General features: G+C 46.6%; 34 protein-coding genes and 1 pseudogene. 28 read left to right on the plus strand and 7 right to left on the minus strand.

Going from position 1 to position 23,880, the window contains the following annotated elements; translation table 11 throughout:
* Nucleotides 1-72 precede the first annotated feature (72 nt).
* From CW749_RS22415 to CW749_RS22425, 3 genes and pseudogenes are all read right to left on the minus strand, one after another.
* A pseudogene (locus CW749_RS22415) lies at nt 73-1,132 on the minus strand (site-specific integrase).
* A gap of 240 nt (nt 1,133-1,372) precedes the next feature.
* Nucleotides 1,373-1,831 (minus strand): hypothetical protein, encoded by a 459-nt coding sequence (locus CW749_RS22420; RefSeq protein ID WP_101114626.1) that lies wholly within the window; start codon nt 1,829-1,831, stop codon nt 1,373-1,375.
* 30 nt (nt 1,832-1,861) lie between these two features.
* Nucleotides 1,862-2,467 carry a S24 family peptidase gene (locus CW749_RS22425; protein WP_101114627.1) on the minus strand — a complete coding sequence of 202 codons (606 nt, stop codon included), beginning with the start codon at nt 2,465-2,467 and terminating at the stop codon, nt 1,862-1,864.
* A 142-nt stretch (nt 2,468-2,609) separates the two neighbouring features.
* On the opposite strand from CW749_RS22425, the gene CW749_RS22430 reads away from it, so the two are divergent.
* The 13 genes from CW749_RS22430 to CW749_RS22480 all read left to right on the plus strand — a co-directional run bounded on the left by CW749_RS22430 (nt 2,610) and on the right by CW749_RS22480 (nt 8,976).
* The gene (locus CW749_RS22430) at nt 2,610-2,864 is read left to right on the plus strand and encodes a pyocin activator PrtN family protein (RefSeq protein WP_101114628.1); all 255 of its coding nucleotides are present in this window, start codon (nt 2,610-2,612) and stop codon (nt 2,862-2,864) included.
* Between the two features lie 9 nt (nt 2,865-2,873).
* The gene (locus tag CW749_RS22435; protein WP_101114629.1) at nt 2,874-3,059 is read left to right on the plus strand and encodes a hypothetical protein; all 186 of its coding nucleotides are present in this window, start codon (nt 2,874-2,876) and stop codon (nt 3,057-3,059) included.
* Nucleotide 3,060: 1 nt separating this feature from the next.
* Nucleotides 3,061-3,237, plus strand: a complete 177-nt coding sequence (locus CW749_RS28275) for a hypothetical protein (RefSeq protein WP_180958471.1) — start codon at nt 3,061-3,063, stop codon at nt 3,235-3,237.
* Nucleotides 3,234-3,425, plus strand: coding sequence for a hypothetical protein (locus CW749_RS22440; protein WP_101114630.1), 192 nt, complete (start codon nt 3,234-3,236; stop codon nt 3,423-3,425). Before CW749_RS28275 ends, CW749_RS22440 begins: the two co-directional genes overlap by 4 nt.
* 18 nt (nt 3,426-3,443) lie before the next feature.
* Nucleotides 3,444-3,641, plus strand: a complete 198-nt coding sequence (locus CW749_RS22445) for a hypothetical protein (protein ID WP_101114631.1) — start codon at nt 3,444-3,446, stop codon at nt 3,639-3,641.
* Nucleotides 3,641-5,476 (plus strand): replication endonuclease, encoded by a 1,836-nt coding sequence (locus CW749_RS22450; RefSeq protein ID WP_101114632.1) that lies wholly within the window; start codon nt 3,641-3,643, stop codon nt 5,474-5,476. The genes CW749_RS22445 and CW749_RS22450 overlap by 1 nt, the downstream gene beginning before the upstream one ends.
* Before the next feature lie 17 nt (nt 5,477-5,493).
* The gene (locus tag CW749_RS22455) at nt 5,494-5,829 is read left to right on the plus strand and encodes a hypothetical protein (RefSeq protein WP_101114633.1); all 336 of its coding nucleotides are present in this window, start codon (nt 5,494-5,496) and stop codon (nt 5,827-5,829) included.
* Complete coding sequence (locus CW749_RS22460) at nt 5,822-6,337, plus strand: hypothetical protein (RefSeq protein ID WP_101114634.1); 516 nt, start codon at nt 5,822-5,824, stop codon at nt 6,335-6,337. The genes CW749_RS22455 and CW749_RS22460 overlap by 8 nt, the downstream gene beginning before the upstream one ends.
* Nucleotides 6,324-6,779 (plus strand): hypothetical protein, encoded by a 456-nt coding sequence (locus CW749_RS22465; protein ID WP_101114635.1) that lies wholly within the window; start codon nt 6,324-6,326, stop codon nt 6,777-6,779. Before CW749_RS22460 ends, CW749_RS22465 begins: the two co-directional genes overlap by 14 nt.
* Entirely contained in the window at nt 6,751-7,512 is a 762-nt protein-coding gene (locus CW749_RS22470) for a hypothetical protein (protein ID WP_101114636.1), read from the plus strand. The genes CW749_RS22465 and CW749_RS22470 overlap by 29 nt, the downstream gene beginning before the upstream one ends.
* A 165-nt stretch (nt 7,513-7,677) precedes the next feature.
* On the plus strand, nt 7,678-7,806 hold the full coding sequence (locus tag CW749_RS28555) for a hypothetical protein (protein WP_272897868.1): 129 nt from the start codon (nt 7,678-7,680) through the stop codon (nt 7,804-7,806).
* A 9-nt stretch (nt 7,807-7,815) separates the two neighbouring features.
* Nucleotides 7,816-8,703 carry a major capsid protein P2 gene (locus CW749_RS22475; RefSeq protein ID WP_101114637.1) on the plus strand — a complete coding sequence of 296 codons (888 nt, stop codon included), beginning with the start codon at nt 7,816-7,818 and terminating at the stop codon, nt 8,701-8,703.
* Nucleotides 8,704-8,712: 9 nt separating this feature from the next.
* Entirely contained in the window at nt 8,713-8,976 is a 264-nt protein-coding gene (locus CW749_RS22480; RefSeq protein WP_101114638.1) for a hypothetical protein, read from the plus strand.
* A 24-nt stretch (nt 8,977-9,000) separates the two neighbouring features.
* On the opposite strand, the gene CW749_RS28560 is transcribed toward CW749_RS22480, so the two are convergent.
* Nucleotides 9,001-9,126: a hypothetical protein gene (locus CW749_RS28560; RefSeq protein ID WP_272897869.1), complete on the minus strand. Its 126-nt coding sequence runs from the start codon at nt 9,124-9,126 to the stop codon at nt 9,001-9,003.
* Between CW749_RS28560 and CW749_RS22490 the strand changes: the two genes are divergently transcribed.
* From CW749_RS22490 to CW749_RS22525, 8 genes are read left to right on the plus strand one after another with little or no spacing between them, the layout of a single operon-like run.
* Nucleotides 9,120-9,407, plus strand: coding sequence for a hypothetical protein (locus CW749_RS22490; protein WP_145997874.1), 288 nt, complete (start codon nt 9,120-9,122; stop codon nt 9,405-9,407). The two genes, CW749_RS28560 and CW749_RS22490, sit on opposite strands and share 7 nt — an antisense overlap.
* Before the next feature lie 9 nt (nt 9,408-9,416).
* Nucleotides 9,417-10,340, plus strand: coding sequence for a hypothetical protein (locus CW749_RS22495; protein WP_101114641.1), 924 nt, complete (start codon nt 9,417-9,419; stop codon nt 10,338-10,340).
* A 2-nt stretch (nt 10,341-10,342) separates the two neighbouring features.
* A complete protein-coding gene (locus CW749_RS22500) occupies nt 10,343-11,044 on the plus strand; it encodes a hypothetical protein (protein WP_101114642.1) in 702 nt (233 codons plus the stop codon).
* On the plus strand, nt 11,041-11,955 hold the full coding sequence (locus CW749_RS22505) for a hypothetical protein (protein WP_101114643.1): 915 nt from the start codon (nt 11,041-11,043) through the stop codon (nt 11,953-11,955). The genes CW749_RS22500 and CW749_RS22505 overlap by 4 nt, the downstream gene beginning before the upstream one ends.
* Nucleotides 11,956-11,959: 4 nt before the next feature.
* A complete protein-coding gene (locus tag CW749_RS22510; RefSeq protein WP_101114644.1) occupies nt 11,960-12,166 on the plus strand; it encodes a hypothetical protein in 207 nt (68 codons plus the stop codon).
* Between the two features lie 49 nt (nt 12,167-12,215).
* Nucleotides 12,216-12,623 (plus strand): structural protein P5, encoded by a 408-nt coding sequence (locus CW749_RS22515; RefSeq protein WP_101114645.1) that lies wholly within the window; start codon nt 12,216-12,218, stop codon nt 12,621-12,623.
* A complete protein-coding gene (locus CW749_RS22520) occupies nt 12,623-13,027 on the plus strand; it encodes a hypothetical protein (protein WP_101114646.1) in 405 nt (134 codons plus the stop codon). Before CW749_RS22515 ends, CW749_RS22520 begins: the two co-directional genes overlap by 1 nt.
* Nucleotides 13,024-13,215, plus strand: a complete 192-nt coding sequence (locus CW749_RS22525) for a hypothetical protein (protein ID WP_101114647.1) — start codon at nt 13,024-13,026, stop codon at nt 13,213-13,215. Before CW749_RS22520 ends, CW749_RS22525 begins: the two co-directional genes overlap by 4 nt.
* Before the next feature lie 182 nt (nt 13,216-13,397).
* On the opposite strand, the gene CW749_RS22530 is transcribed toward CW749_RS22525, so the two are convergent.
* The 3 genes from CW749_RS22530 to CW749_RS22540 form a co-directional block, all read right to left on the minus strand.
* Complete coding sequence (locus CW749_RS22530) at nt 13,398-14,018, minus strand: NADAR family protein (protein ID WP_101114648.1); 621 nt, start codon at nt 14,016-14,018, stop codon at nt 13,398-13,400.
* A 2-nt stretch (nt 14,019-14,020) separates the two neighbouring features.
* Entirely contained in the window at nt 14,021-15,031 is a 1,011-nt protein-coding gene (locus CW749_RS22535; protein WP_101114649.1) for a hypothetical protein, read from the minus strand.
* Between the two features lie 312 nt (nt 15,032-15,343).
* On the minus strand, nt 15,344-16,405 hold the full coding sequence (locus CW749_RS22540) for a site-specific integrase (protein ID WP_101114650.1): 1,062 nt from the start codon (nt 16,403-16,405) through the stop codon (nt 15,344-15,346).
* Between the two features lie 106 nt (nt 16,406-16,511).
* Between CW749_RS22540 and dusA the strand changes: the two genes are divergently transcribed.
* The 7 genes from dusA (at nt 16,512) to CW749_RS22575 (ending at nt 23,475) form a co-directional block, all read left to right on the plus strand.
* Complete coding sequence (dusA, locus tag CW749_RS22545) at nt 16,512-17,516, plus strand: tRNA dihydrouridine(20/20a) synthase DusA (RefSeq protein ID WP_101114651.1); 1,005 nt, start codon at nt 16,512-16,514, stop codon at nt 17,514-17,516.
* Nucleotides 17,517-17,696: 180 nt separating this feature from the next.
* On the plus strand, nt 17,697-17,906 hold the full coding sequence (gene pspG / locus CW749_RS22550; RefSeq protein ID WP_101114652.1) for an envelope stress response protein PspG: 210 nt from the start codon (nt 17,697-17,699) through the stop codon (nt 17,904-17,906).
* Between the two features lie 93 nt (nt 17,907-17,999).
* On the plus strand, nt 18,000-18,665 hold the full coding sequence (locus tag CW749_RS22555; protein ID WP_101114653.1) for a TIGR04219 family outer membrane beta-barrel protein: 666 nt from the start codon (nt 18,000-18,002) through the stop codon (nt 18,663-18,665).
* A gap of 145 nt (nt 18,666-18,810) precedes the next feature.
* Nucleotides 18,811-19,041 (plus strand): hypothetical protein, encoded by a 231-nt coding sequence (locus tag CW749_RS22560; RefSeq protein WP_101114654.1) that lies wholly within the window; start codon nt 18,811-18,813, stop codon nt 19,039-19,041.
* Between the two features lie 120 nt (nt 19,042-19,161).
* On the plus strand, nt 19,162-20,985 hold the full coding sequence (locus CW749_RS22565) for an assimilatory sulfite reductase (NADPH) flavoprotein subunit (RefSeq protein ID WP_101114655.1): 1,824 nt from the start codon (nt 19,162-19,164) through the stop codon (nt 20,983-20,985).
* The gene (gene cysI, locus CW749_RS22570; protein WP_101114656.1) at nt 20,985-22,703 is read left to right on the plus strand and encodes an assimilatory sulfite reductase (NADPH) hemoprotein subunit; all 1,719 of its coding nucleotides are present in this window, start codon (nt 20,985-20,987) and stop codon (nt 22,701-22,703) included. Before CW749_RS22565 ends, cysI begins: the two co-directional genes overlap by 1 nt.
* Nucleotides 22,696-23,475, plus strand: coding sequence for a phosphoadenylyl-sulfate reductase (locus tag CW749_RS22575; protein WP_101114657.1), 780 nt, complete (start codon nt 22,696-22,698; stop codon nt 23,473-23,475). Before cysI ends, CW749_RS22575 begins: the two co-directional genes overlap by 8 nt.
* The last annotated feature ends 405 nt before the right edge of the window (nt 23,476-23,880 follow it).

The raw sequence follows: 23,880 nt of genomic DNA on the forward strand, positions 1-23,880 counted from the left end.
GTCGGAACTAATACACTTAATCCCCAGCCTGCATAGTCTTTCGAAGTAGGAAAGGGGACTCCTTTCCTAAACCTACCTTTTGTGTAGAGAACTAGGGTTTAATTGGGTGTACACTTGGCATAAAATATTCAAGTTTCATGCCCTGTGACTTGGGCTACTTCTTCGATTGAGTAGCCCTTTTCAAACAATCGACTTGTTCCTTCTCTTCGTAGGTCGTGATACCTCAAGTCTTCAATACCCAATTCGCTTCTCACTCTTTGAAACCCTGCGATAACATTTCGCGGGTTGTATGGGAAAATGAATTCTTCTTTGTTTGGTTGCTTTAGTGCGATATCGAATAATTACTCCAAGTAACGGAACAATCATGTGATTGCCCTCTTTCTTCCTTGGTTTTTTTCTTCCTCTAACGAGTATCGTCTTATGTTCTTGGTTGAGGTCATCCCAACGTAGCTTGCAGACTTCGCCTATTCGCATGCAAGTGAGAATGCTGAACTCAAGAATGTCGGTGAATGGGATTCGAGTTGTACCATTTGGTCGGAAAGACTCGCGTTGTTCTAATCCAACCTTTAAAAGCTTCAGTTCTTCGGAAGTGGGACGGCGTGTGCGTTTTTCGCTTTTGCCGACTAGCCCCATATCAATCAGAACGGGTACAGCTTCATCAAATATCTGATGATTAGAGTCTACGTTGAATACTGGTTTCGACTTTTTCGTGACAGAACGTAGGTAAGCAATGTCATGATAAATCGTGGCGGGTTTGGCTCCTGCGCCTCTTCTGTTTTTACAGTGCTCGATTAAGTCGCTAGTCCGTAGTTGGTTGCTCTCAATATTGGCAATATCACAATCACGTAAGAACTGGATCGTGTATTACTTTGTGCGTCCGGTTTGTTCCCAGAGATCTCTGTCATCTATAAACTTGTCTTACAGTACCCCTAGGGGGCTGCTTTTGTTCTGAGTACCTCTTGACTTTCAAGGTCTTGAACTCGGTTTTTTCCATGCGTTCTAGCGAGTTCCTTTTTTCTGAAAGTTTTCGATTCACGGTGTATAATCCGTCCTCCTTTTTTGACGAAGATGTCACCGTGAACCTGAGTTCGCCACTTTTTGGTGTGTATTTTTCTACTGTAAAAGATGCCAACTGTCCTACTCCTTGAGGGGGACTCCTAGGGGAACTGCGGTACGAATTCGACGAGAAGTAAGTGATTCTACGTAAGATCGAGACAAGTAAAAAATAGAGGTAAAACAGTGTCTAAGCCAGAGAATACAAGCGATTTCCCAATGCAGCGTTTCAGTGTTGCGCCTATGCTCGATGGGACTCACTATTAAGGTTCTATAAGGCTTGATAGTGAGTCATACGTACTATATCCGTATTTCGTTACTACGAAGCCACACAAGTTGCCATTACGGCACTATTATCTGTATTGACTAGTTCTACTTGAAATACAAAATTTTTGTAAAGAGAATCATACTGCTCTGCCGATAGATTTGGCCATATCCCCTTTATAAAAGTTGAACTAACGAAGCGCTGTTTGAATGATGCTGCAAAGTTATTACAGTCAGCTGGGTCTATGTACTTTCCTCTAGCTTCAAAACTAAATTTAAAACCAATACCCCCTTCTAGGCTTGTGCTAGCAACTTCCTTAAAACTGTATTTACTTCCTTTAAGCTTTTCACCTTTAAGCATTTTATCGAGTTCTAATGCTGTAATATCTGTGTATATACGACCCATATCATATTGGGTTGCTGGCATCGAATTTAGCTCTTCCCATATATTCGCATGAGTTAAAATTGGCGTGCATGCCAAAAGAGTAATACCTAGCCTTAGACGTTTTTTCATTAATTTATCCTTTATAGTTTTATTGAATAGTTAAAGCTTTCCACCGCCCCAAACAGCTTGTCCAAGGATTTCAAAATCAATTGATTCAATTTCCTTGTGCGTTAGCTTCCAAGGTTCGTAAAACTGTTCATTGTCGCTTTTGAATATAATTCGAGTTGGCTGAAACTGGAGACGTTTCACCATCACTTGCCCATTAACTCTGAAGACATAGATTCCATCACCACTGAAATCCTGTACACGCTTAACCATCATCATGGATCCATCTTTTAAAGTCGGATACATAGAGTCGCCCTTAGCTCTCATCAAAAATACTTCACTTGGGTTTACGTGCAGTTCGTCTCGCAGGTAACGCTCAGCAAAGCTCATGTCCTTAGCTATTTCAATTTCTACCAACGCCCCATTACCAGCACTCGCTTCCACATCGTAGTAAGTCAACCTAATCATTTCCGATGATTCAGAACTCAAGTTTTGTGACACAAGTCTCGCTTTTATAAATACATCATCAGGGATGTTTCCCCGTGTTCTCCAGTTTTGAATTGAGTTTGGATTTATACCCAAAGCCTTTGCCAGATCTGTATTTTTCGCTGTTTTGGTTAACAGTTTTAACTCATTAATTTTCTCATCAATCACGCTCATTGAAGTTCTCCGAAGTGTTTTTTAGGTTGAGACTTATTTATAGATTGTTATTATCTCTCAAAGTGAATCATGAAGTTAATTGAAGTTGATTCGAGTTTATTTAAATGGGGTTGAATAGCTCCAAGAGTCTCATAGGTGATATATGAATACAACATTTGCACTTCTCGCACGCTTCGGAAGTCCCACAATTGAACTGAAACAGGTATGCAAAGAGTTTTTTGGGATCACCCCAAAGACAGCAGAACAGAAAGCTAAAGCATGTGACTTTCCCGTACCAACTTTCAAATTGCGTGAATCTGAACGCAGCCCAACCCTTATGAAAGTTGAAGATTTGGCGGCTTATATCGATGAAAGATACGAGCAAGCCAAGAATGAATGGCAATCGGTGAATGGTTGAGGTGGCTAAATGAATACTCCAATACACGCAATCAATATTGATTTCTCTCATTCCAGTGAAGCTAAAGAACTGTCCGTGATTGTAAAAGGGCGCTTGTCATGGTTAAGCCCTTCCTCTCCTGAGTTTGAGTTTCTGCATCCGATATATAAGCAGTTGCAAGACGCTGCCGAATTACTGGAAAGCTTGGAGGTATAGGGTGCCAACGACAAAAGGACTCGAAACACTAGAACGCTTAAAGGCGGAACATTTCCCACAAGGGTTTCGTTCAAAGCGCCAAGGCGGCAAAGATTACCGTTTTAGCCGCAAAGGTCAGGCGGAGTTTAAGCGCGCTGCCCAACTTCAAGCCATCAAACACCGTGAGGTGATTGGATGAGCCGGAACGCCAAGTACGAAGCCGCCAAGAAAGCACAAGGACTCAAAAAGATTACTTTGTGGGTGCCTTGCGACAGGGAAAGCGAGTTTCACCTGTTGGCAAAAGCTTGTTGCCAACACCGCCACCTAACGTTTAACAGCCTGCGAGATACTCAGTCAGGCAAGTACGTTTCTTTAGAAAACCTATAGCCCGTCACTGGTGACAATATGAGTACTTACATCAAAGTGCATTCCATTTACCGCTGTAAACAATGCGCCAGTGATTCCGCTTTCTGCGAATCGACCTTGGACGATGAGCCGCAATACTTTGTTGTGTGTGACGATTGCGGTTTTGAAGGGGAAGAGTGCATCAGCGCCCCCGCTGCCATTGACGCATGGAACCGCTCATGCGGTGAGGTTGGTTAATGCAAACGGTCTTTTCTCGTAAATTCATGCCGCGTTTACCTCGCATTGTCCAAGACGATGTGAGGTTTCAAGTGTCTTGCCGAAAGCGCCGCACCAACGCCACTCAAGAAAACATAGAGCGTTTCACGAACGATGCGGTGAAACATGGGCTCAAGTGGTCAAAGTACATTGAGGACAAATACCATTTCGTTGATGAGCGTACCAGCGCCCCCGAAAGACAACGCTTTCACAGTTCGGCGCGTGGCACGGTTGAGCTCAATCACAGCGTGTTGATGTGTGATGAAGCGTTAGAACATCTCGCCTCTAACCTCACTGAAATGTTTACCCGATTGATTCAAATGCTTGAGATTGAAGAGGGCGAGCAGGGCTATCTCAATGCACTTAGAGCCGCGTTCGTTGGTATCCGCCAAGACATGCGCCGCGTGTACATCAAGCCGCCCGTCATCAAGAAGAAGCACGACACGATTGAAGACGCGGAGCGCGAGTTAGAGCGTGCCATTCGCCGCTGTCTAGACATCAATTATCTGGTGCGAAAGTTCAAATTTTTACGAACGCAATACATCGAATATTCACAAATTGCTTTGGGGCGCGTGGGCGGGGGCAAAGGTCAGCGCAAATACGTGTCGGCTCGCTCTTATGCCCGTTGGGAAAAGAAGCAAATCGAAGCAGAGCAATTTGTGAATTCCATGGTGGTATTGAGCGACGACACGGGGCAATCGTTCGACCTTGCTGAGGTCGTCAAACGCACCACCGCCAACCCTGAAAACCGCCGCATTGAGTTGGTGGTTCGAAGCCGAGGCGACGAAGAGCGCGCCGTTGAAATGGGCTACGAGGGGGTGTTTGTGAATTGGACACTGCCGAGTAAGTACCATCGTAATTCGGTGAAATGGATGGGCTGCACTCCCAAAGAAGCGCACGAAGTGCTGATGGAAAAGTGGAAGCTGGCGCGCGCTTGGTTCAAAAAGAAAAAAATCAATATTCAATGGTTTGGTCTGCGGGTGGCAGAGCCGCACAAGGACGGCACGCCCCACGCTCATATGTTTTTGTATGTGCGCCCTGACCAAAAGCAAACCCTCATTGACATCATTGAGGGCATTGCGACTCATGAAGACAAAGACGAGCTCATCATTGATGGCAAGCTCGATATTACGCCGCGCATCACCATCAAAAATTGCGATCCCTCCCAAGGCACCGCCACGGGCTACATCATCAAATACATTTCCAAGAACATTAACGGGGCGCACATGCCCGAAGGGGACGCCAAGCAAAGCGCCATGTCGGCGACGGCATGGGCGCGCATTCACCGCATTAAACAGTTCTCACAATCTGGCGCGCCATCTGTGGGGCTATGGCGTCAACTGCGCCGCGCTAACCCGCTGGATACCGCGTTTGATGAAGAGCTCGACGCCCTTCGAGACCACGCCGATAACTCCCGCTGGAAAGGTTTTTGCGAATTGGGCTTTAAAGCCAAGCTCGCCTACGAAGAAAAGTTTAATGATTACGGTGACACGGTGAAACGGGTCATCGGCATCAATTGGCTTGGCACCATTATCGAAACGTGCAGCGAGCAATTCAGCCTCGTGAGAAAAAAGGACGTCAAGCGCCGCGCTTTGGCTCTTAAAGAGGGCGGAGCCCTTCCTTGGAGCACTGAAAATAAGTGTAACCAAGGCGAAGAAATCCCGATTTCGCCCCTCGAACAGGCATTGATGGACGCGACCGGATGGAGCGTTAAAGGCGTGCAATGCCTGATTAAACCTCTCTCTCTTGGGGCAAGTGTCCCCATCGACAAATACACCCGTTTCCAATTGCGAAACGGACGACTGACCACCTCATAACCAGACGGATAACGAACATGAAAACACTTTCTCTTGCTGAATGTACCCGTGACTTGAATGCCCTTGATGCGGCGGACGCGTTGACCGCGAGCGTAAAAGGCGAAATCGACCGCTTTCGCGGCATGGACATGAAAGGGCTGATGAAACAAGCCATGCCCATGCTGATGAGCGGCAATCTCTCGCTCGAAGCCTTGGGGCTGTCACCGACGTTCTTTGAACAGCTTGAACAGTTAGAGCGCATCAACGGCGTAGCGCGCACCAAATTACGCGCCCGCGTCACCGCCGATAAACACGAACTGGAAAGCATTGAAGAGGCGCACATCATCGACGCACAGGAGCACATGAATGCCTAAATACGACAACCCCGTTCGGGGAAAATTGCGGTGTCCGGTCTGCCAGTCTGTGGCGACCGCGCACCAATGCGGAGAGGGTCAGCTCATCGCGACCGGAGAGCCGCCCAAAAATAGCCGCAACATTGGTTTGCTTTACTACCGCTGCCCTGAATGCGGCAACAGTCCAATCAGTAAAAAGGTGAGTGAATACGTGGAAACGCATCGAGTGGACGAATCAACCGACCTACTGCCGCTGGAAGCCACGCCGGAGCAACTGCGCCAGTTTGACGAGATAACCGAGCCGGATAAACCGAACGTAACCGAACCCACGGGCGACCTTGAAGCCAGTCAGGACAAGGCTTTAAACCGAGAAGCCCATGAAAGCGCACTGCCGCCTAAACCCGCCTCATTTCCCATTAAGCGCGTACTGGCGGGGCTGGGCGTGTTGATTTTCATGGTGTGGGCGCTGTGTCAATTGATGCCCAAAAAAGACAACACATCACAAGGGGGTGAGCATGAGCCAACCTGATGGCGACTTACTGCCCGCGCAAAGTGATGACGATTGGGGCGATTTCTCCGGCGTCATTCGCCAATTAGAGCAAGAAGAGCACGCACCGCAAACCGAAGTCAGCGAGCCAGAAAAGCACGCGCCAGAGGTGGACAAAACCGAGGCGGGGGCGGCATTGGCAGAGGCGGCGCTCACGGTGATAGAGCAAGTCACTAGCGTGATAACGGGGCTCGATTTTGAATTTGATGCCAAGGGGCGCGAATCGGTGGCGACCGCCGTTGGGCCGGTACTCAATAAACACGATGGTGCCGTATCGGGTTTGATGGGGCGTTACCTTGAAGAAGGGACGCTGATTTTGGCGCTCATTGGTCTGATGTACACCACGCGGTTCAACCTGAAAAAACTCAAAGCTGAACAATCGAAAAAGGAGAAGCATGAAAACGCCCCCGCTCACGCTGCCTAACCCCATTAACTCCAACCCGTCACACGACGCCGAGCACACCATTTATGTGGCGGGGACAGGCGGCGGGAAAACCTCCGCCGTCAAGCATTTGGGATTGGTGCCGAAAACCGCGCAAGCGGTGTTTTTCGACCCGTACCGCAATTACTCAGGAGCAAAGTTTCAAGGGCAAATGTGTCACGGCACCTCATCACGTGCCGCGTTCATTAAGTCTTTGGTGCTGGCGCGCCGTCGCCGTGGCTCGTTTAAGTTGGCGTATGTCCCCGCTCATGGTGCCACGAACGACGAGCTGGAATTTTTCTCATCGGTGGTGTGGTCGCTGGGCAATGGCAACGCCCCCCAACTGCACGTCGTGATAGAAGAGCTGGCGTCGTGTGTGGAAACCAGCGGCAAACTCAAAGGGCGGGCGGGCGAGCTGCTGCGCGGCGGTCGTCAATATGGGCTGGTCATTCACACGGTGTTTCAGCGGGGGCAAGAAGTGCCTAAAACCGTCACTGAGCAATCGAGTGTGTGGTGGTGCGGCGCGGTCAACACCAAATCAGACGCACAATGGCTTGCGGACAAACGCGGGTTAGACGTGAACGTGATTGCGGGGCTCAAATCCGCCAAGGTCAACAAGAAGCGTATCGGTAAACCGATTGCCGAATACCTGTTGGTGAGAGACGGCATTGGCAACGTCGAACATCAAGCGTTTCACTGCGTGACGGGCGCAAAACTGTCATTGAATTATCGTTAAATCCCTTCGTTTTAACCTATAGGTTACCCGCTTAACCTATAGGCTCTCCCGCCTTTTTTCTGCCGTTTCTTCCTTTTATGGTTTGCCCCTCGAAACCCTGACAGTTAAGGGCTTTCTATGCATACCCTGTTATTTAATCTGCTTATGTCTAAAGGAATATCCGCTATGCCGAAACTTTCTAAATCGCAATGGACAACCGTCGGCGTTGCCGTCGTGATGGTGCTTATCCTGATGTGGTCAATGAACAACGTGAACGCCGTGAAAGACGTCGCTCGTAAAGCCAACATTAAGTAAGGGGGCGGTATGAACGCAAACAAAAACAGCGCTGTGATTGGGCAAGTAAAAGGCGCATTTAACCCTACGCCAAAAGAGCTCGATCCTTTTCGCGCTATCCAGTACGGCAAGCACGCCATTCTGGATTTGAAAGACTTAGTGTCGTATGCCTCCATTGAAATCAAAACCGATTTGCCTATCGGGCGACTGGGACGCGTGTCACTTGAGCGCAACGGCTCCGAGCTGATTGGTTGGGACGCAAAGCTGTTCCACGTTCGTGACAAGTACCTTGATAAGCCCGTGCAGCAAAAAGGCGTGGGCGGGGCAACGCACACTCGCCTGATTCTGGATTTCTCCGATGAAACCATGCGAACGCTAACGGGCATTCGCCGCGGCGAACTGGTGCATTTGGCCGGTGAACAACTGGTGTTGAAAGTCGCCATCAAGCAAAAGCAAACCAATGACCCCACGTCACCGGAGTTCACCGCCCGCGCTCGCACTCTGCCGTATCAAGCGGTGCGCTTCTTCCAGCAGCGTTTAACCGAGGTCGTGATTGACCACACGTTGGCGGGCGAGCAAAAGCACACCTTCCCACTGCAAGGGGGCAACGTGCGGTTGCGCCGTTTGTTCCTTGAAACGGAAAACAACGACATCACCAAGGTGGAAATCCGCCGCGATAACACGCCTATCTATGAAATCAACGTGGACGATTTGAATTTCGATTTGAAGCGCTATCACGACAAGCAGCACACCGACGATTTTGTGGTGATGGATTTCATCGCGGGCGGTTGGGCGGCGGAGCAAGCCTTTATTCCGATTGCCGCCAGCAGTTTGCAACTGGTCATTACCAAACGCACCGCGGGCAACATCAACCTTCATATGGACTATCTGGATATCGAACGCCAAGTGTCCGCATAAGGGGGCGGTATGGAAGAAAACGAAAGCTTGAGCGAATGGAGCTGGGATTTGTTGAATTTGGCCACCGACGCCTATGTGGAGGTGGAAAAAGCCAAAGCGGGGGGCGTGGTGAACCGCGTCACCAACGAAAACAACACCCTGCAAGACCAACTGAAAACGCAAAAAGCGGTCACCGCTGCGACCAGCGCCAAAAGTGACGAGCAAAAGAAATGGCTCATCTATGGCGGGGTGGGGCTGTTGGTGTTGGTCGTACTGCTCATCGCCTTGAAATAAGGAAAAGACATGTTACCGATAATTCTAGCGGTTGGCGCGGCGGGTGCGGCGTGGGGCGCGACCACCTACACCGCCGAGAGTGTGGCAGAAGCCAGCGCCACCGATGTGGTGGTGAGTAAGGTGGAAAACCTGACCACGCCCATTTGGCAACGTTACGGGCTCATTCTCGTGGTGGTGCTGCTCTTCATTGCGTGGCGTCGGGGGTGGGTATGATGCCGCCGAAAATGCCGAGCTCTCCGATGCCGAGCTTGCCAGGGCTGGGCAGCTTGGGCATCAAATCGAGTTCATCCGCTTCTAACGGCCCATTTTCTGGGGGCGGTGCCAATCTGGGCAAAGTGGTGTTCGATAACAGGCAAGGCGCGGCGAGCACCAACTATTGGTTGATAGGGCTGGCGGTGCTCGCGCTGTTGCTGCTTATCAAATTCAAATAGGGGCAGAGTATGGGACTTTTTGGCGGAGGAAATTCTAGCTCCAGTCAGGTCAATCACACGACCACCAACAGCACCAACATCAACAATGTGCTCGACGGCGGCGTGTTTCGGTTTGCCGAGCAGGTCACCGACGAGGCGTTTGATTCGCTGAATGATTCAACGCGAGCGTTGCTGGACGCCAATGAATCGACCACAGAGCGGGCGCTCAATTCGGTCGATGACATGGGCGAGCGCGCCTTTGATTTCAGTGAATCGGCATTGGACGCCGTGAGCTTGAACGCCGAACGCGCCGTGGATACGGCAACCGAAGCAATCGAGCGCATTACTGACCTGTCCGAGCAAGCGGGCAGTAATGCCACTCAATCGATAGGAGACGCGATTGATTTTGCCAGCAGCAACAGCGACGAAGCGTTTGATGTGGTGAGCCAAACCGCTGCCACGGCGCTGGAAAATGGCAATGAATTGACCACTACCGCACTGGCAACCAACGAGCGTTTGTTAGAACAGGCGTTAAGCGGGCAACAAAGCACGGCGCAAGACGCGTTAGACGCGAACAACAGTCTCGCAATGGAAGCGCTAAGGCTGAACGCGCAAGGGGCGGAGTTTAACGTTGAAACCAATCAAGCGGTATTAGAGCGCGCGCTCAACAGCACGGATAAGGCGCTGGATTCGGCGTTGGCGTACGGGGGCAACCTATCACGGGAAGCCATCGACTCGCTGAAAACGCAAAACAACGCCTCGCTCAATTCGTTAAGCCAGTTGCAAGCGACCAATGCCAGCAATGAGTTTCGTTTGTTGGAGGGCATCACCAGTCTGGTGAAGTCCAACAACACGGGCGGGCAATCGGATCTCATCGACGCCAACAAAGAGACTTACCTTGCCATGGCGGCGGTGGTCTGTCTTTTGGCGATTCTGTTTATGTTTAAGGGGTAATCATGCGTATTGAACGCCATTTAGACGAGCATCAACGCGTGACGGTCGACGCGGCGGGTACGTCGTTGTATCTGGAAAAAGGCGAGGCGGTGGAAGTGACGACCGTCCCAACGGGGCGTGTGTACGAGCTGCGCGAGCGTGACCAAATCACTCTGCCTCATGGGGAGAGCTTCACCGCGCTCAACATCACCAACCTTGGTCGGCAAGGGGATGTGTCTTTGGTGCACGTCCACGGTATCTATCAGCCGTCCATTGATGGTTCAAAGCTGGAAATTGAATCCAGCCTTACGGTGAAAGACGTCCTTGTGGAGTTTTTGGGACGTCAACCTGTGGCGCTCCCTTCTGACCAGCACGTGAACGCCAGTGTCGATAACTTACCCGACGTGCAAAAGGTGGAGCTCACCAACCCAACCCCGCCGCCGGACATTCAAAAGGTCAACGTGGTGGCGCAAAGTCGCGACGACTTAACGCTTGTACCGTTTGATGCCATGACGCAAAGCGGCACCATCACGGGCAACATTCGCCGTGAAGAGCTCATCATTCGCGCCGCGGATGCGAATCCTTCAACTATCTGGATAGGGGGCTTTGAAAACAAAGGCTACCCACTGCGGGCGGGTGAAGGGTGGGTATTGTCCAACGGGGCAAAGCTGGATGTCCTGATCCCTACGGATTGCGTGCTTTACGTAACGGAGGTGACGGCATGAGCAGCATTATCCCGCCTCCTGTCAAAATAGAGTTTCCCGAACAAGTGGCACTCAGTAGCGCCATTGATGGCACCCGTACCAGTGTCGCCGCCACCGAAAAAGGCGTGGGGGATGCGTATCGCGCGTTAACCAGTGCCGATGATTTGCTCAGAGACCAAAACACCTACGCTAAAAAGCTGATAGGGCGCACGGCGGCGGTCACCAAAGCCGACGCCATCGCCGAGGCGAACGCGTTCACCGAAACCAAGTTTGATGAACTGCTCGGAGACGGCACCACCGCCGCGCTCGATACGATTGTGGAATTAGCAAAGGCGTACGAGCAAAACGCCAGCTACATCACCGCCATTCAAAACGCCATAAGCCAAAAGCTTGGCAAAGGTGAAAAAGCAGCGAACACCAACTTGTTTGATGGCAAGACCTTCGATGATGTGATTGCCGCCGCGCGAAACGGGTTATCACCGAACACGCATCGAGGCATCACCAGCAGCCTGACCAACGGCAGCACGTCCATATCGCTGTCGGCGCGAGGCGGGCGCGATTTGAAAAATACGCTTAACAGCTTAACGCAAGAGGTCACCAACAAAGACACCGCGGTGCGTAATGAGCTCACCCGCATCGAACAAAAAGCGGACGACGCCGAAGCCAACCGTGTGCACAAAGGGCAGGAGGTTTCTGATGTGGCGTTTCCCATCGGCCATATGTTAACCGCAACCATCCGTGGTGGTCTTATTCTTCAAAGTCTTCATGTCAATAAGTGGTTGACCATTAGGCGTATTCCCGACTCTAAAGAGCCATATAGATACGATGTGGTACACCCCACAGTTCATACCATGGCGGGAACATGGGCGTTTCGTGGGTTCACTGGGGAAAAAGACGCTCAAATTTACGGATTATTTCAACGTGTGAGGTAACAACATGAAAGTGACGAATTTTCCCAAATGGGCAGATCCAAACGGCATCGCTTTGATATTGGAAGTGACCGAAGACAACGAAACCGTGTTTGATTTTGTGGCGTACGCCAACGACTGCGAGCCACAAGGCAGAGCTCTTTTCCAACGCGCCGTGTCGGGCGAGTTTGGCGACATTCAGCCCTTTGATGAGCCTGAGCACGATGAACACTAAACATCTGTTACTTATCACCACATTCATTTTTATAGGGGGAGCCCTCACCATGACCAGCAAGCCACGCGGAATACGCAATAACAACCCGCTCAACATTGAGTACAACAAAAACAACCAGTGGACAGGGCAAACAGGCGTTGAAGTGCTTGGGCGCTTTGCCACCTTCTCCCACATGAAATACGGCATTCGTGCGGGGGCGAAACTCATCAACAACTACATGACTCGATACGGCTTAGTGACCGTGTTCGACATCATCAACCGCTGGGCACCCGACCACGAAAACCCGACCAATATTTACGCCGATACGGTCGCGGCGAGAATGGGCGTAGAAGTGCATCAACCCCTCACACATGCCCACATTCCAGACCTTGTGTATGAAATGATTAAGTTTGAATGTGGGGTGTACGTTGACCGCGCCCTTGTAATGGAAGGCAGCCGATTAGCGGGGGTGGCGTGATGGCATTCCCTTTACTGGGGTTTGCTGCCCTCATTGGTGATTTTTTCAAAGGCAGAAGTGAAGAGCGGCAACAAAGCGCCGAAATCAAACGCGAGCTTCACAGTAAGCGCCTTGACGGTATCCGGCAGGGCAATATAAGCGCCAGTGACCTCGATGCCCTCAGTGTGAAAACGCGGGGCTGGAAAGACGAGTATTTATTGATTCTGACTACTATCCCCGTGTTGCTCTGCTTCATTCCTGACTATGCCCAATACGCCTACGCGGGTTTTGATGCATTGGAGAAAGTGCCGGACTATTACTGGTATCTATTGGCGGGTATTTACATTGATACCTTTGGGTTTAGGCGGATGCTGAGAAACACATTCGAGAAGTGGATAGAGAAAAAACTAAGTGGGAAACTATGACGGACATCTTGCCGATAATTGCGGATTTAGGACTCAAGCCGACCGAGTTACTGATTTTGTTCATGCTTTGGCAGAACATAAAGAATACCCGAAACATTCTCGACAGACTGGTGGAAAAGGTGGGTAATCTTGAACTTAGGATGTACTCTGCGCAAAAAAACAGCTTAAACATATACGATGAAAAATAAAATCCAGTCAAGCAAGCTTGAAAACTGGTTTATGTCTCCAATACATTTCTTGTTAAAACTGTAAAGGGATAAAAAAGGAGCCGAAAGGCTCCTTATCTTACTCTCAAAAATAGAAAATAAATTCACGTAACCTTCAAAAATAATTCTCATCTGCTACGAAGTATACTGCTCGTAATGCGAACTCAGTTAAAAAGGTCTATTTGTGATTTATCTTCGTTATATGCTTGTGATGAATATACAAAATCAATAGGGTTCCCATACAAAAAGAAGTCATTGATTTCCAAAGGAGCTACAGATAAAAACCTTTCCTCACCATGAGTAAATAGTTGGTGTCTGAGCTCCATCAGTAGACGCCCCAAAGCATTGACACCAACATAAATATCATCGCCAATCGGTTTAGCTCCCCAAAAGTCATCTTTCCGAGAGATCTCAACAATCGGCATGTCATTAGTTTCTTTTAAAACGTTAGAGAAACGCTCCATATTTTGAGCTAACTTAACTCTTAGAACCCATTTCATGATTAGGATCCTAACTTTGTCCCAGTCTTTCCTGGTCTTGTCTAAGTAAGGTTTACCAACCATTTTTGCAGTCATAGGACTATTTTGTTCTAAGATTTTTTCTTGTATATCAGAGTGGTAAGGGTATCTACATGCCTGATATAAAGCTTCAACACTTTTAATAGGAACGTTATTAACAACAACGGGGAAGCCTGCACACATATTAGATAGCTCCCCCCATTGCTCTGTTGTCTTTTTAAAAGCAGCGGCATTTTTAATATCATACTGCTTTAACTCTATTGCCATTACTAATCTCTGTACGCGGTTCTTTGCAGTAAAGGATACCATTGACTGAATGGGTGATTTTTGGGTGCGTTAGGGTCACCCCACCAAAACGCTAATGGGTTGTTATTTGGACAGTTTCTAAACGTAAAAACGGCAGATCCAAAGCCAAAAGTTGGATAAGTATCATACCCTAGTGGTTTAACCACAATGTTATTATTTCTTGGGAAACCTACAATTCTAATACCATATTTTAGCATGATTTTTTCGTATTGCTCGCGCCTCTCTGACGAGAACACTTTGTTTTTATGGGGGATAATTGTTCTAAATGTAAAGTTTGGCTCATTGTTCGCCACATAAGCTTGAATGGTCGCGTCTTCTAGTACACGTACTGTTGGCCAGAACCTCTCGGAAGAGTCTCGTGAACTAAGACGGTTTTCAAGGACATGTTCATTGTAAGAATAGAAATTCAATTTAATATTTCTATTCTCAAATAGTTTTCTTAATTTACACTCTGTTGAGTATTGCCCCGAAGTATAGTATCCAATTGTTACTATGTTCAGATTGCAGTTTATAGGATTATTTAGCTCAATCCATTGTCTTATGTCGTCGTATAGTCTATTTCCAGAGAAAATAAAATCATCAACATAAAAATAATCTTGTGACAATTTATTAATAATATTGCCTACTTGATATTTGTTTTGTAGAACGCTAGAAAAAATGTGGTTGAGCTCATTTTGACTATTCCCATTGCGTTGTATTTGTAAAAGTGACGCATTTCCCCAGAACTGTTGGGGATTCCCTTTATGGATGTTATCAAAGTCAATGGTCGTGGATACAAAATCAATGAATTGCTCTTTAGTGATATAATGACTTTGCAATATGTGTAATGTTTCTTCTAGAACTAGTTGGCGCTCGTTTACATCAAACTGTTCGATCCAGCGATTAACGTGTACTGAATCGTAAACTCCGTAACGATTGTCGGCATAATTCCGAATGATTTGAGATATCGCCTCACAAAGTTGGTTGTGGTCCATTTTATTACCTTTTACCGTGTTATAAATGCGCGGTAAAAGTAACACAATATGCAACTGTATTCACTCCAAGTATGTCGCATATTAATGAATCAGTACGTCTAGAAGTATAGATTTTTAATCTGATGAGCTAAATCAACATTGGACTTAGTGCGTTTCCTATCCTCATTTTACTCAAACTAATGGCATATTTTTCTCCAAAAGCACGCTACACACTGATAAAATTTTGTGGTCATTTATGGGGCAGTAATTGAATAAAAATCAATTAATTCAATTGATTGTTGTTTTAAAAAACGCTCCAAAAGGACCTTTTTGTTATTTTTTATGAAGGTTATGAGGGAATAGCTGAGTGTATACCTGCCAAAGAATATTCAAGTTCCTATGTCCTGTAACCTGAGCCACTTCTTCTATCGAATAGCCTTTTTCAAACAATCTACTTGCTCCCTCTCTTCTCAAGTCGTGATAACGCAAGTCCTCGATACCAATTGAATTTCTCACCCTTTGAAACCCTGCTGTAACACTGCGTGAATTGTATGGGAAGATCAGAGCGCCGTTTTTAGGTTGTCTCATCGCAATATCAAATGATTCAGCAAGTAACGGAACAATCATGTGGTTACCTTGTTTCTTTCTTGGGTCTTTTCGATCACGGACTAGAACGGTTTTGTGCTCTTCGTTGATGTCTTCCCACCGTAAATTACACACTTCACCAATACGCATACAGGTCAAGATACTGAAATCTAGAATATCTATAAAAGGAATTCGGATTTTCCCGTTTGAGCGAAAGTCTTGGCGAGCTTTTAGCCCTTCTTTAAGCTTATCCAGTTCCTCATCGGTAGGGCGTCGGGTGCGCTTTTCGCTTTTACCTATCAACCCCATGTCTATCAATACGGGAACCGCTTCCTCAAATACGGAGAAGTTGGCGTTGATATCAAATACAGGGTTCGCTTTCTTCATCACTGAACGAAGGTAAGCAATATCATGATAAATAGTGACAGGTTTTGCTCCTGCTCCCTTACGGTTTCTACAGTGCTCTATGATATCGCTACATTTTAGTTTGTTGCTCTCAACATTAGCTATGTCACAGTCTCGCAGCATACGGATCACATATTGTTTAGTGCGACCCGTTCTATCCCATAAATCCCTGTCGTTCATGTACATATCCAGTAGTACGTATAACGGTACGGATTTTTGAATTTCTGGTGTAGGCGATTCAAGCTCACCAACCCTTTTGAGTGCATAGGTTCTAGCGAGATCTTTTTTCCTGAATGTTTTGGATTCTCTATGTATAATCGCCGAATTCTTTTTCACGATGATGTCTGCTGTAAAGCGAAATTCTCCGCTTTTTAGCTGGCGTTTTTTTATGCTGAATGATGCCATTGTCCTACTCTTTTGATGCGTACTATATACGTACTGATAAGAGAAATCGGGAGCAATTCTAGCAAATTAGTGTATATACATACAGTATCCAGATTAGTAGTAAACCATGATAAAACCTGAAAACTCTAGCAAATACGCACTTTCTCGCTTTTCCGTTGCACCCATGCTCGATTGGACAGATAGACACTGTCGTTACTTCCACCGCTTAATGTCGGATAACGCACTGCTGTATACCGAGATGGTGACAACGGGCGCGATCATTCATGGTAAGGGTGATTTCTTAGCGTACAGCGAAGAGGAGCACCCTGTCGCATTGCAGTTGGGTGGTTCTAATCCGGCAGATCTTGCAACGTGTGCGAAGCTTGCTCAAGAGCGCGGCTACGATGAGATTAACTTAAACGTTGGTTGTCCATCGGATCGTGTTCAAAATGGTCGTTTTGGTGCGTGCTTGATGGGAGAACCAAACTTGGTGGCGGAATGTGTTGCTGCCATGCGTGAAGTGGTTGATGTGCCTGTTACGGTAAAAACACGTATCGGTATTGATGACCAAGATTCTTATGAATTCCTCACGGACTTTGTTTCTACGGTTTCTGAGAAAGGCGGTTGTGAGCAATTCACTATACATGCCCGTAAAGCGTGGTTGAGTGGATTAAGCCCAAAAGAAAACCGCGAAATTCCTCCTTTGGACTATCCTCGCGCTTACCAACTTAAAAAAGATTTTGCACATCTGAATATTGCGGTGAATGGCGGAATCAAAACTCTGGACGAAGCTAAAGAACATTTGCAGTATCTCGATGGTGTAATGATCGGTCGTGAAGCCTATCAAAGCCCGTACTTGCTGGCTTTTGTTGATCAAGAGTTGTTTGGTTCTGAAAAGCCAGTTAAGAAACGCTCTGATATTGTGCGCGAAATGTACCCCTACATTGAGAAAGAGCTATCGAATGGCGCATATCTAGGTCATATGACGCGTCATATGCTCGGATTATTCCAAAGTATGCCGGGTGCTCGACAGTGGCGTCGCTACATCAGTGAAAACGCTCACAAGAAAGGGGCTGGGCTAGAAGTTGTCGAGACAGCGTTAGCTAAGATCCCGGCTGAATTGGGTGTGTAAAAATCGCCACCTGTTAGCTAAATTGACCATGATTAGAAATATGAAGCCTTGAATTAGCATTCAAGGCTTTGTTGTATTTGTTTGTTATAAAAGGGAAAAATAGTATTTTTTAAAAGTTGGTCTGCTTCCTGCAATAACTCAGCTATATAGTTGAAAGTAAAAATACAAAAGGGGCAAACAATGATTGAACTGCTATTTGTGTTGGTATTTCTGGGTGTGTTATTTTTTACTGGCGTCACCCTAGTGTCGATTTTCGCAGCGGGTGCCGTGGCTTTCGCAGTCATGTTAGTGTTCGGAATGATGGGTATGGTATTTAAGTTATTGCCTTGGTTAATTGTATTGGCAATTGCTTGGTGGTTCTTCCGTAACAAAGTGTATTGCCCGCGTTAAAATTGAGTCAGCCCTGAATGAGATGTCTTTTCGTACAGGGCAATTATGATAGTATCCCCATGTGTTCATAATTGACGGGTGGGGCTTCCTTCCATGAAAAATCGCGTTTGTGCGGCTTTGTTCTCTTCTTCTTTATTAATGTGTACGTTTTCTTCTTACGCGGAAACGGACTTTTCCATGAAAGTATCTGGCGATGCGTGGTCGGCAAAAACGGCTTATAAGCATGATGCCGAAACTATTTTAAATAGTGACAGAGAAACCAAGTTCACAGGCTCGTTAGCGCTAGAGCACAATATTGCCTATGTGCCAAATTTTAGAATTCGCTTTAGCCCAGTAGAAATGAGCTATATCAAATTCAATAAAACGGATTTTACTTTCTACTACGATCTGATTGAGCACGATCTTTTGCATTTTGATGCCGGTCTTACGGTTTCCCAATACGCGAATGGCGTTTACTCAAACCCTGTTGATCCAACGCAAGACTTCAATAAAGTTCTTTTTAGCTGGTATGCCAACGCGGCGATTACTATTCCTGAAACAAACTTTGATGTAATTGGTGAGTTTGATTTTGGTAATAGTGATGGTGATAAAACAGCCGATGTCACTGCGGGTATGCGCTATCGTTTTGACTTCGAAAAAGTCGATATGGCGATTCGAGCTGGATATCGCGTGATGGATTACCGCTTTGGCATGTTTTCAGGACCGAGTGATATGTATCTAACACATGGTGCATTTGTTGGAGTCGAAGCTGGATTTTAAACATTCTCCCTCTGTTCCCCTTAAATTAGAAAAGGCATATTGAATGATATCAATATGCCTTTTTGTTATTTGTGTTAACAATCTATTTGCAAAGTGCGTATTTTGCGTCATTCTTATTAACATACTTGTTAGCACGGAACGACCCATGACGATTTCTGAACTGCGAAGCCTGTATCAAGATAATCAACTCATTGAGGCAATCATCGAACCTTCTATCCAAGAAGGAACTTGGATTGTGGAGTTTCGCCATACGCGAGGCGGCTTTATTCTTCTTACCGATTCACACGGTGAAGAGTGTCATTACATAGACTTAGATAAGGCATCTAAATCTGCGCTAGCGGTTGGATTTCGCCAAGTTCGCATTGAAGAGTACTGATTCCACCCGTTCACATCCTTTCTTACTTCCAAAAAGTTATAAAACATGCTCATCTATTCTTTTTTATTATTAAGGGGAGTGGTTAATCTATCATCACGCAATGAATAGGGATGTCGTGACATGTTACTTAAGGAACTTTCCGCCCTCGCAAGCCCACTTAACGATCAGCAAATAGGTCAATTACAACAAGCTATTTCTGAATTGTCCCCACAGCAGCTAGCGTGGGTGAGTGGTTATTTTTGGGGTATAAGTCAAAATCAACCAGCTGGTGCTGCCGCGCCTATTAATCAGGCTGCCGCCGCAGTAGCCGCAAAACCAGCCGGCAAACTGAGCATCATCTTCGCCTCACAAACGGGTAACGCGAAAGGCGTTGCAGAAGCGCTGAAAGAAGAAGCGCAAGCAGAAGGAATTGCAGTAGAGCTATTCGACGCGAGTGATTACAAAGGTAAGAACTTGGCGAAAGAAACCCACGTTATCGTGGTGGCCTCTACAAACGGTGAAGGTGAAGCACCAGATAATGCTATGGAGCTTCATGAGTTCCTACAATCTAAGAAAGCACCGAAATTACCGAACTTGCAATATGCAGTGATTGGTTTGGGTGATTCGAGCTACGAGTTTTTCTGCCAAACGGCAAAAGATTTCGATGAGTACCTGTCTAAGCTAGGTGCGACATCATTTATTGATCGCCTTGATTGTGATGTTGACTATGAAGCGCCTGCAGCGGAGTGGCGTAAAGCGGCTCTTGAAAAAGCCAAAGACATGCTTTCCTCTGGGAACGAAGCTGAAGTGGTTCAGCTTCATGCTGGCGGTCAGCCTGCTGCTGCTCACAGCCAGTACACTAAGCAAAAGCCGTATACCGCAACACTTCTCACTAGCCAGAAGATTACGGGTCGTGATTCTGGCAAAGATGTTCGTCATATCGAAATTGATTTAGATGAATCGGGCATGACCTATCAGCCTGGCGATGCGTTAGGTGTTTGGTATGAAAACAGCGCTGAGTTAGTCGATGCTATTTTAGCGAAGGTTGGTTTGTCGGGTATCGAAACGATTGAAGTTGATGGTGAAAGTCTTTCTATTCGTACTGCGTTGATAAGCAAATACGAAGTGACGACGTCTAACCCTCAATTGGTGACTAAGTTTGCAGAACTTTCTGGCAGTAAAAAGCTAGAGAAACTGGTTGCGGACAAAGACAAGTTACGTGAATACGCGGGTAATACTCAAGTTATTGATGTGCTTGGAGAGAAGAAAACTAAGCTATCGGCGGAAGAATTAGTAGGAATACTACGTCGCCTAACGCCTCGCTTATATTCGATTGCATCTGCGCAAAGCGAAGTTGATGAAGAAGTTCATTTAACGGTAGGTGTTGTGGAATACGGCGTTGGTGAAGAGACTCGCTATGGTGGTGCATCTAGCTTCTTATCTCATCGATTAGAAGAAGGCGGTGAAGTTAAGGTGTTTATTGAAAACAATAATAACTTCAAATTGCCACAAGACGACAACACGCCAGTGATCATGATTGGCCCTGGTACTGGTATCGCACCTTTCCGTAGCTTCGTCCAAGAGCGTGATAACCGCGATGCAGAAGGTAAGAACTGGTTGTTGTTTGGTGACCGTACTTTCACTCAAGATTTCTTGTATCAGGTGGAATGGCAGAAATACCTCAAGTCTGGTTTGTTGACTCAGTTAGATGTCGCATTTAGCCGTGATCAACAAGAAAAAGTATATGTTCAGCATCGAATTCTGGAGCACGCAGAGCAAATGTGGCAGTGGATTCAAGATGGCGCCTATATCTACGTGTGTGGTGATGCCACTCGCATGGCGAAAGATGTCAATGATGCATTGGTCTCTGTTGCAAAAGAGCATGGCGGTTTAAGCCAAGAAAAAGCAGAAGAATTCATTAACGATCTGCGTAAAGCAAAACGTTACCAAAGGGATGTGTACTAATGAGTGATAAGCAAGAAGTACTAGGCGAAGTGCTCGGCCCACTTTCCGATAATGAGCGTCTAAAAAGAGAAAGTAATTTCCTACGCGGTACGATCACTGAAAATTTACAAGATCGTATCACTGGTGGGTTTACCGCAGATAATTTCCAGTTGATCCGTTTCCACGGTATGTACCAACAGGATGATCGCGATATTCGAGCTGAGCGTGCAAAGCAAAAGCTTGAGCCACTGCACAATGTAATGTTACGTGCACGTATGCCTGGCGGCATTATTAAGCCAGAGCAATGGCTAGCTATCGACAAGTTTGCTGATGAACATACTTCATATGGAAGTATCCGTTTAACGACTCGTCAAACATTCCAGTTCCACGGTGTACTTAAGCCAAATATTAAATTGATGCACCAAACGCTGAACAGCATTGGTATTGATTCAATTGCAACAGCGGGTGATGTTAACCGAAACGTACTTTGTACAACCAACCCAATCGAATCACAGTTTCATCAAGAAGCTTATGAATGGGCGGCGAAAATCAGTGAACACTTACTTCCAAAGACGCGTGCTTATGCAGAGATTTGGTTAGATGGTGAAAAAGTAGAAACCACAGACGAAGAGCCGATTCTTGGTAGCAACTATCTACCACGTAAGTTTAAAACTACGGTTGTGATTCCACCTCAGAATGACGTCGACGTCCATGCTAATGACTTGAACTTTGTTGCAATTGCAGAAGAAGGCAAGCTAGTTGGTTTTAATGTTCTAGTAGGTGGTGGTCTTGCCATGACGCATGGTGATACATCGACTTACGCACGTCGCGCGGATGACTTTGGTTTTATCCCACTAGAAAAAACGCTAGACGTTGCAGCAGCCGTAGTAACCACTCAGCGCGACTGGGGTAACCGTTCAAACCGTAAGAACGCTAAAACAAAATACACCTTAGACCGAGTAGGTTCTGATGTATTTAGAGCAGAAGTTGAAAGACGAGCTGAAGTAAAGTTTGAAGATAGCCGTCCTTACGAGCTGACTTATCGTGGTGACCGCATTGGTTGGGCGGAAGGCATCGATGGAAAACACCATTTAGCACTTTTCATTGAAAACGGTCGTCTGCTGGATTACCCAGGAAAACCTCTGAAAACAGGTGTAGCTGAAATCGCGAAAATCCACAAAGGTGATTTCCGCATGACAGCGAATCAGAACCTTATCGTTGCAGGTGTGCCAAAAAGCCAAAAAGCGAAAATCGAAAAGATTGCGCGTGAACACGGCTTGATGGATGACAGCGTGAGCGAACAGCGCAAAAACTCGATGGCATGTGTGGCGTTTCCTACATGTCCACTTGCAATGGCAGAAGCGGAGCGCTTCTTACCAGAGTTTGTTACGGACGTTGAAGGTATCCTTGAAAAGCACGGGTTACCTGAAGATGAGAACATCATCTTGCGCATAACTGGTTGTCCTAATGGATGTGGTCGTGCAATGTTGGCTGAAATTGGCTTAGTCGGTAAGGCACCTGGTCGATATAACTTACACTTAGGAGGGAACCGCGCAGGTACTCGTATTCCTAAGATGTATAAAGAGAACATCACAGATGCTCAAATCCTAGAAGAGATCGATCACTTGGTTGAACGCTGGGCAAATGAGCGTAACGAAGGCGAGTGCTTCGGTGACTTCACAATTCGTGCGGGCATTATCGAAGAAGTCTTCATCTCTAAGAGGGATTTGCATGCCTGATACTACAGCAACAAAGAAGCCCCAGCTTTCTGAGTTACTGTCGATGACCAAGGCGGAGCAGTCGCTGCGCCTTGCTGAATTGAACGGTTATTTAGAAACACTGACGGCACAAGAAAGAGTCGCGTGGGCTATCGAAAACTTAGAAGGCACACATGCGGTGTCGTCCAGTTTCGGTATTCAGGCTGCAGTGATGCTTCATTTGGTTTCCCAAGTTAAAGCCGATACGCCAGTCATTCTGACGGATACGGGCTATTTGTTTCCAGAAACGTATCGCTTTATTGATGAACTGACTGAGAAACTCAATTTGAATCTCAAGATCTTCAGTGCTGCAACTAGCCCTAATTGGCAAGAAGCACGTTATGGAAAATTGTGGGAGCAAGGTGTAGAAGGCATAGAAAAGTACAATAAGCTAAATAAAGTGGAACCGATGCGTCGTGCATTGGATGAACTTGAGGTGGGTACTTGGTTTTCTGGTCTTCGCCGCGAGCAATCGAGTTCTCGAGCGAACTTACCCATCTTAGCTATTCAAAACGGTGTATTTAAGTTTTTACCTGTAATCGATTGGACGAATAAAGATGTCCACTATTACTTAGAGGAAAACAACCTTCCATATCATCCACTTTGGGAAGAAGGCTATCTGTCTGTAGGCGATACCCATACAACCCGTAAGTGGGAGCCGGGAATGAGCGAAGAAGAAACTCGTTTCTTTGGATTGAAGCGAGAGTGTGGTCTTCATGAAGAAGAGAACGAAAGTGATGGCTCAGGCATTTAAATGACAACTTAGTATCGTAATAGAAAAGCTGCTTATGCAGCTTTTCTATTTTATAGGCAATATCAGCTGTGCGCTTTTTGTACTAAAATGAATAACTTTGTGGATAAGTTGTGCTTATTCTGGGGTAAAACATGGATAAATCAGCACTTTGAATGAAATTCAAAGAAAAGTGCGTTTTTTCCTTATTTTTTAAAGAAAAGGCTTGCCATAAAGATTAGTGTCTCTATAATTCCGCCTCACTGACACGGCAGACGCCACAAGGCTTCAGCAGTGTTAGAGAGGTGAAAAACTTCTGAGAAAATAAATTTGAAAAAGTGTTTGACTCTTCAAATTATCTCGCTAGAATGCACCTCCGCTTTGAGAGAAAAACTTCTCGAAAAGCAGCGCTCTTTAACAATATAGACC

Source organism: Vibrio sp. vnigr-6D03, assembly GCF_002835515.1.
GTDB classification, from domain to species: Bacteria; Pseudomonadota; Gammaproteobacteria; order Enterobacterales; family Vibrionaceae; genus Vibrio; species Vibrio penaeicida.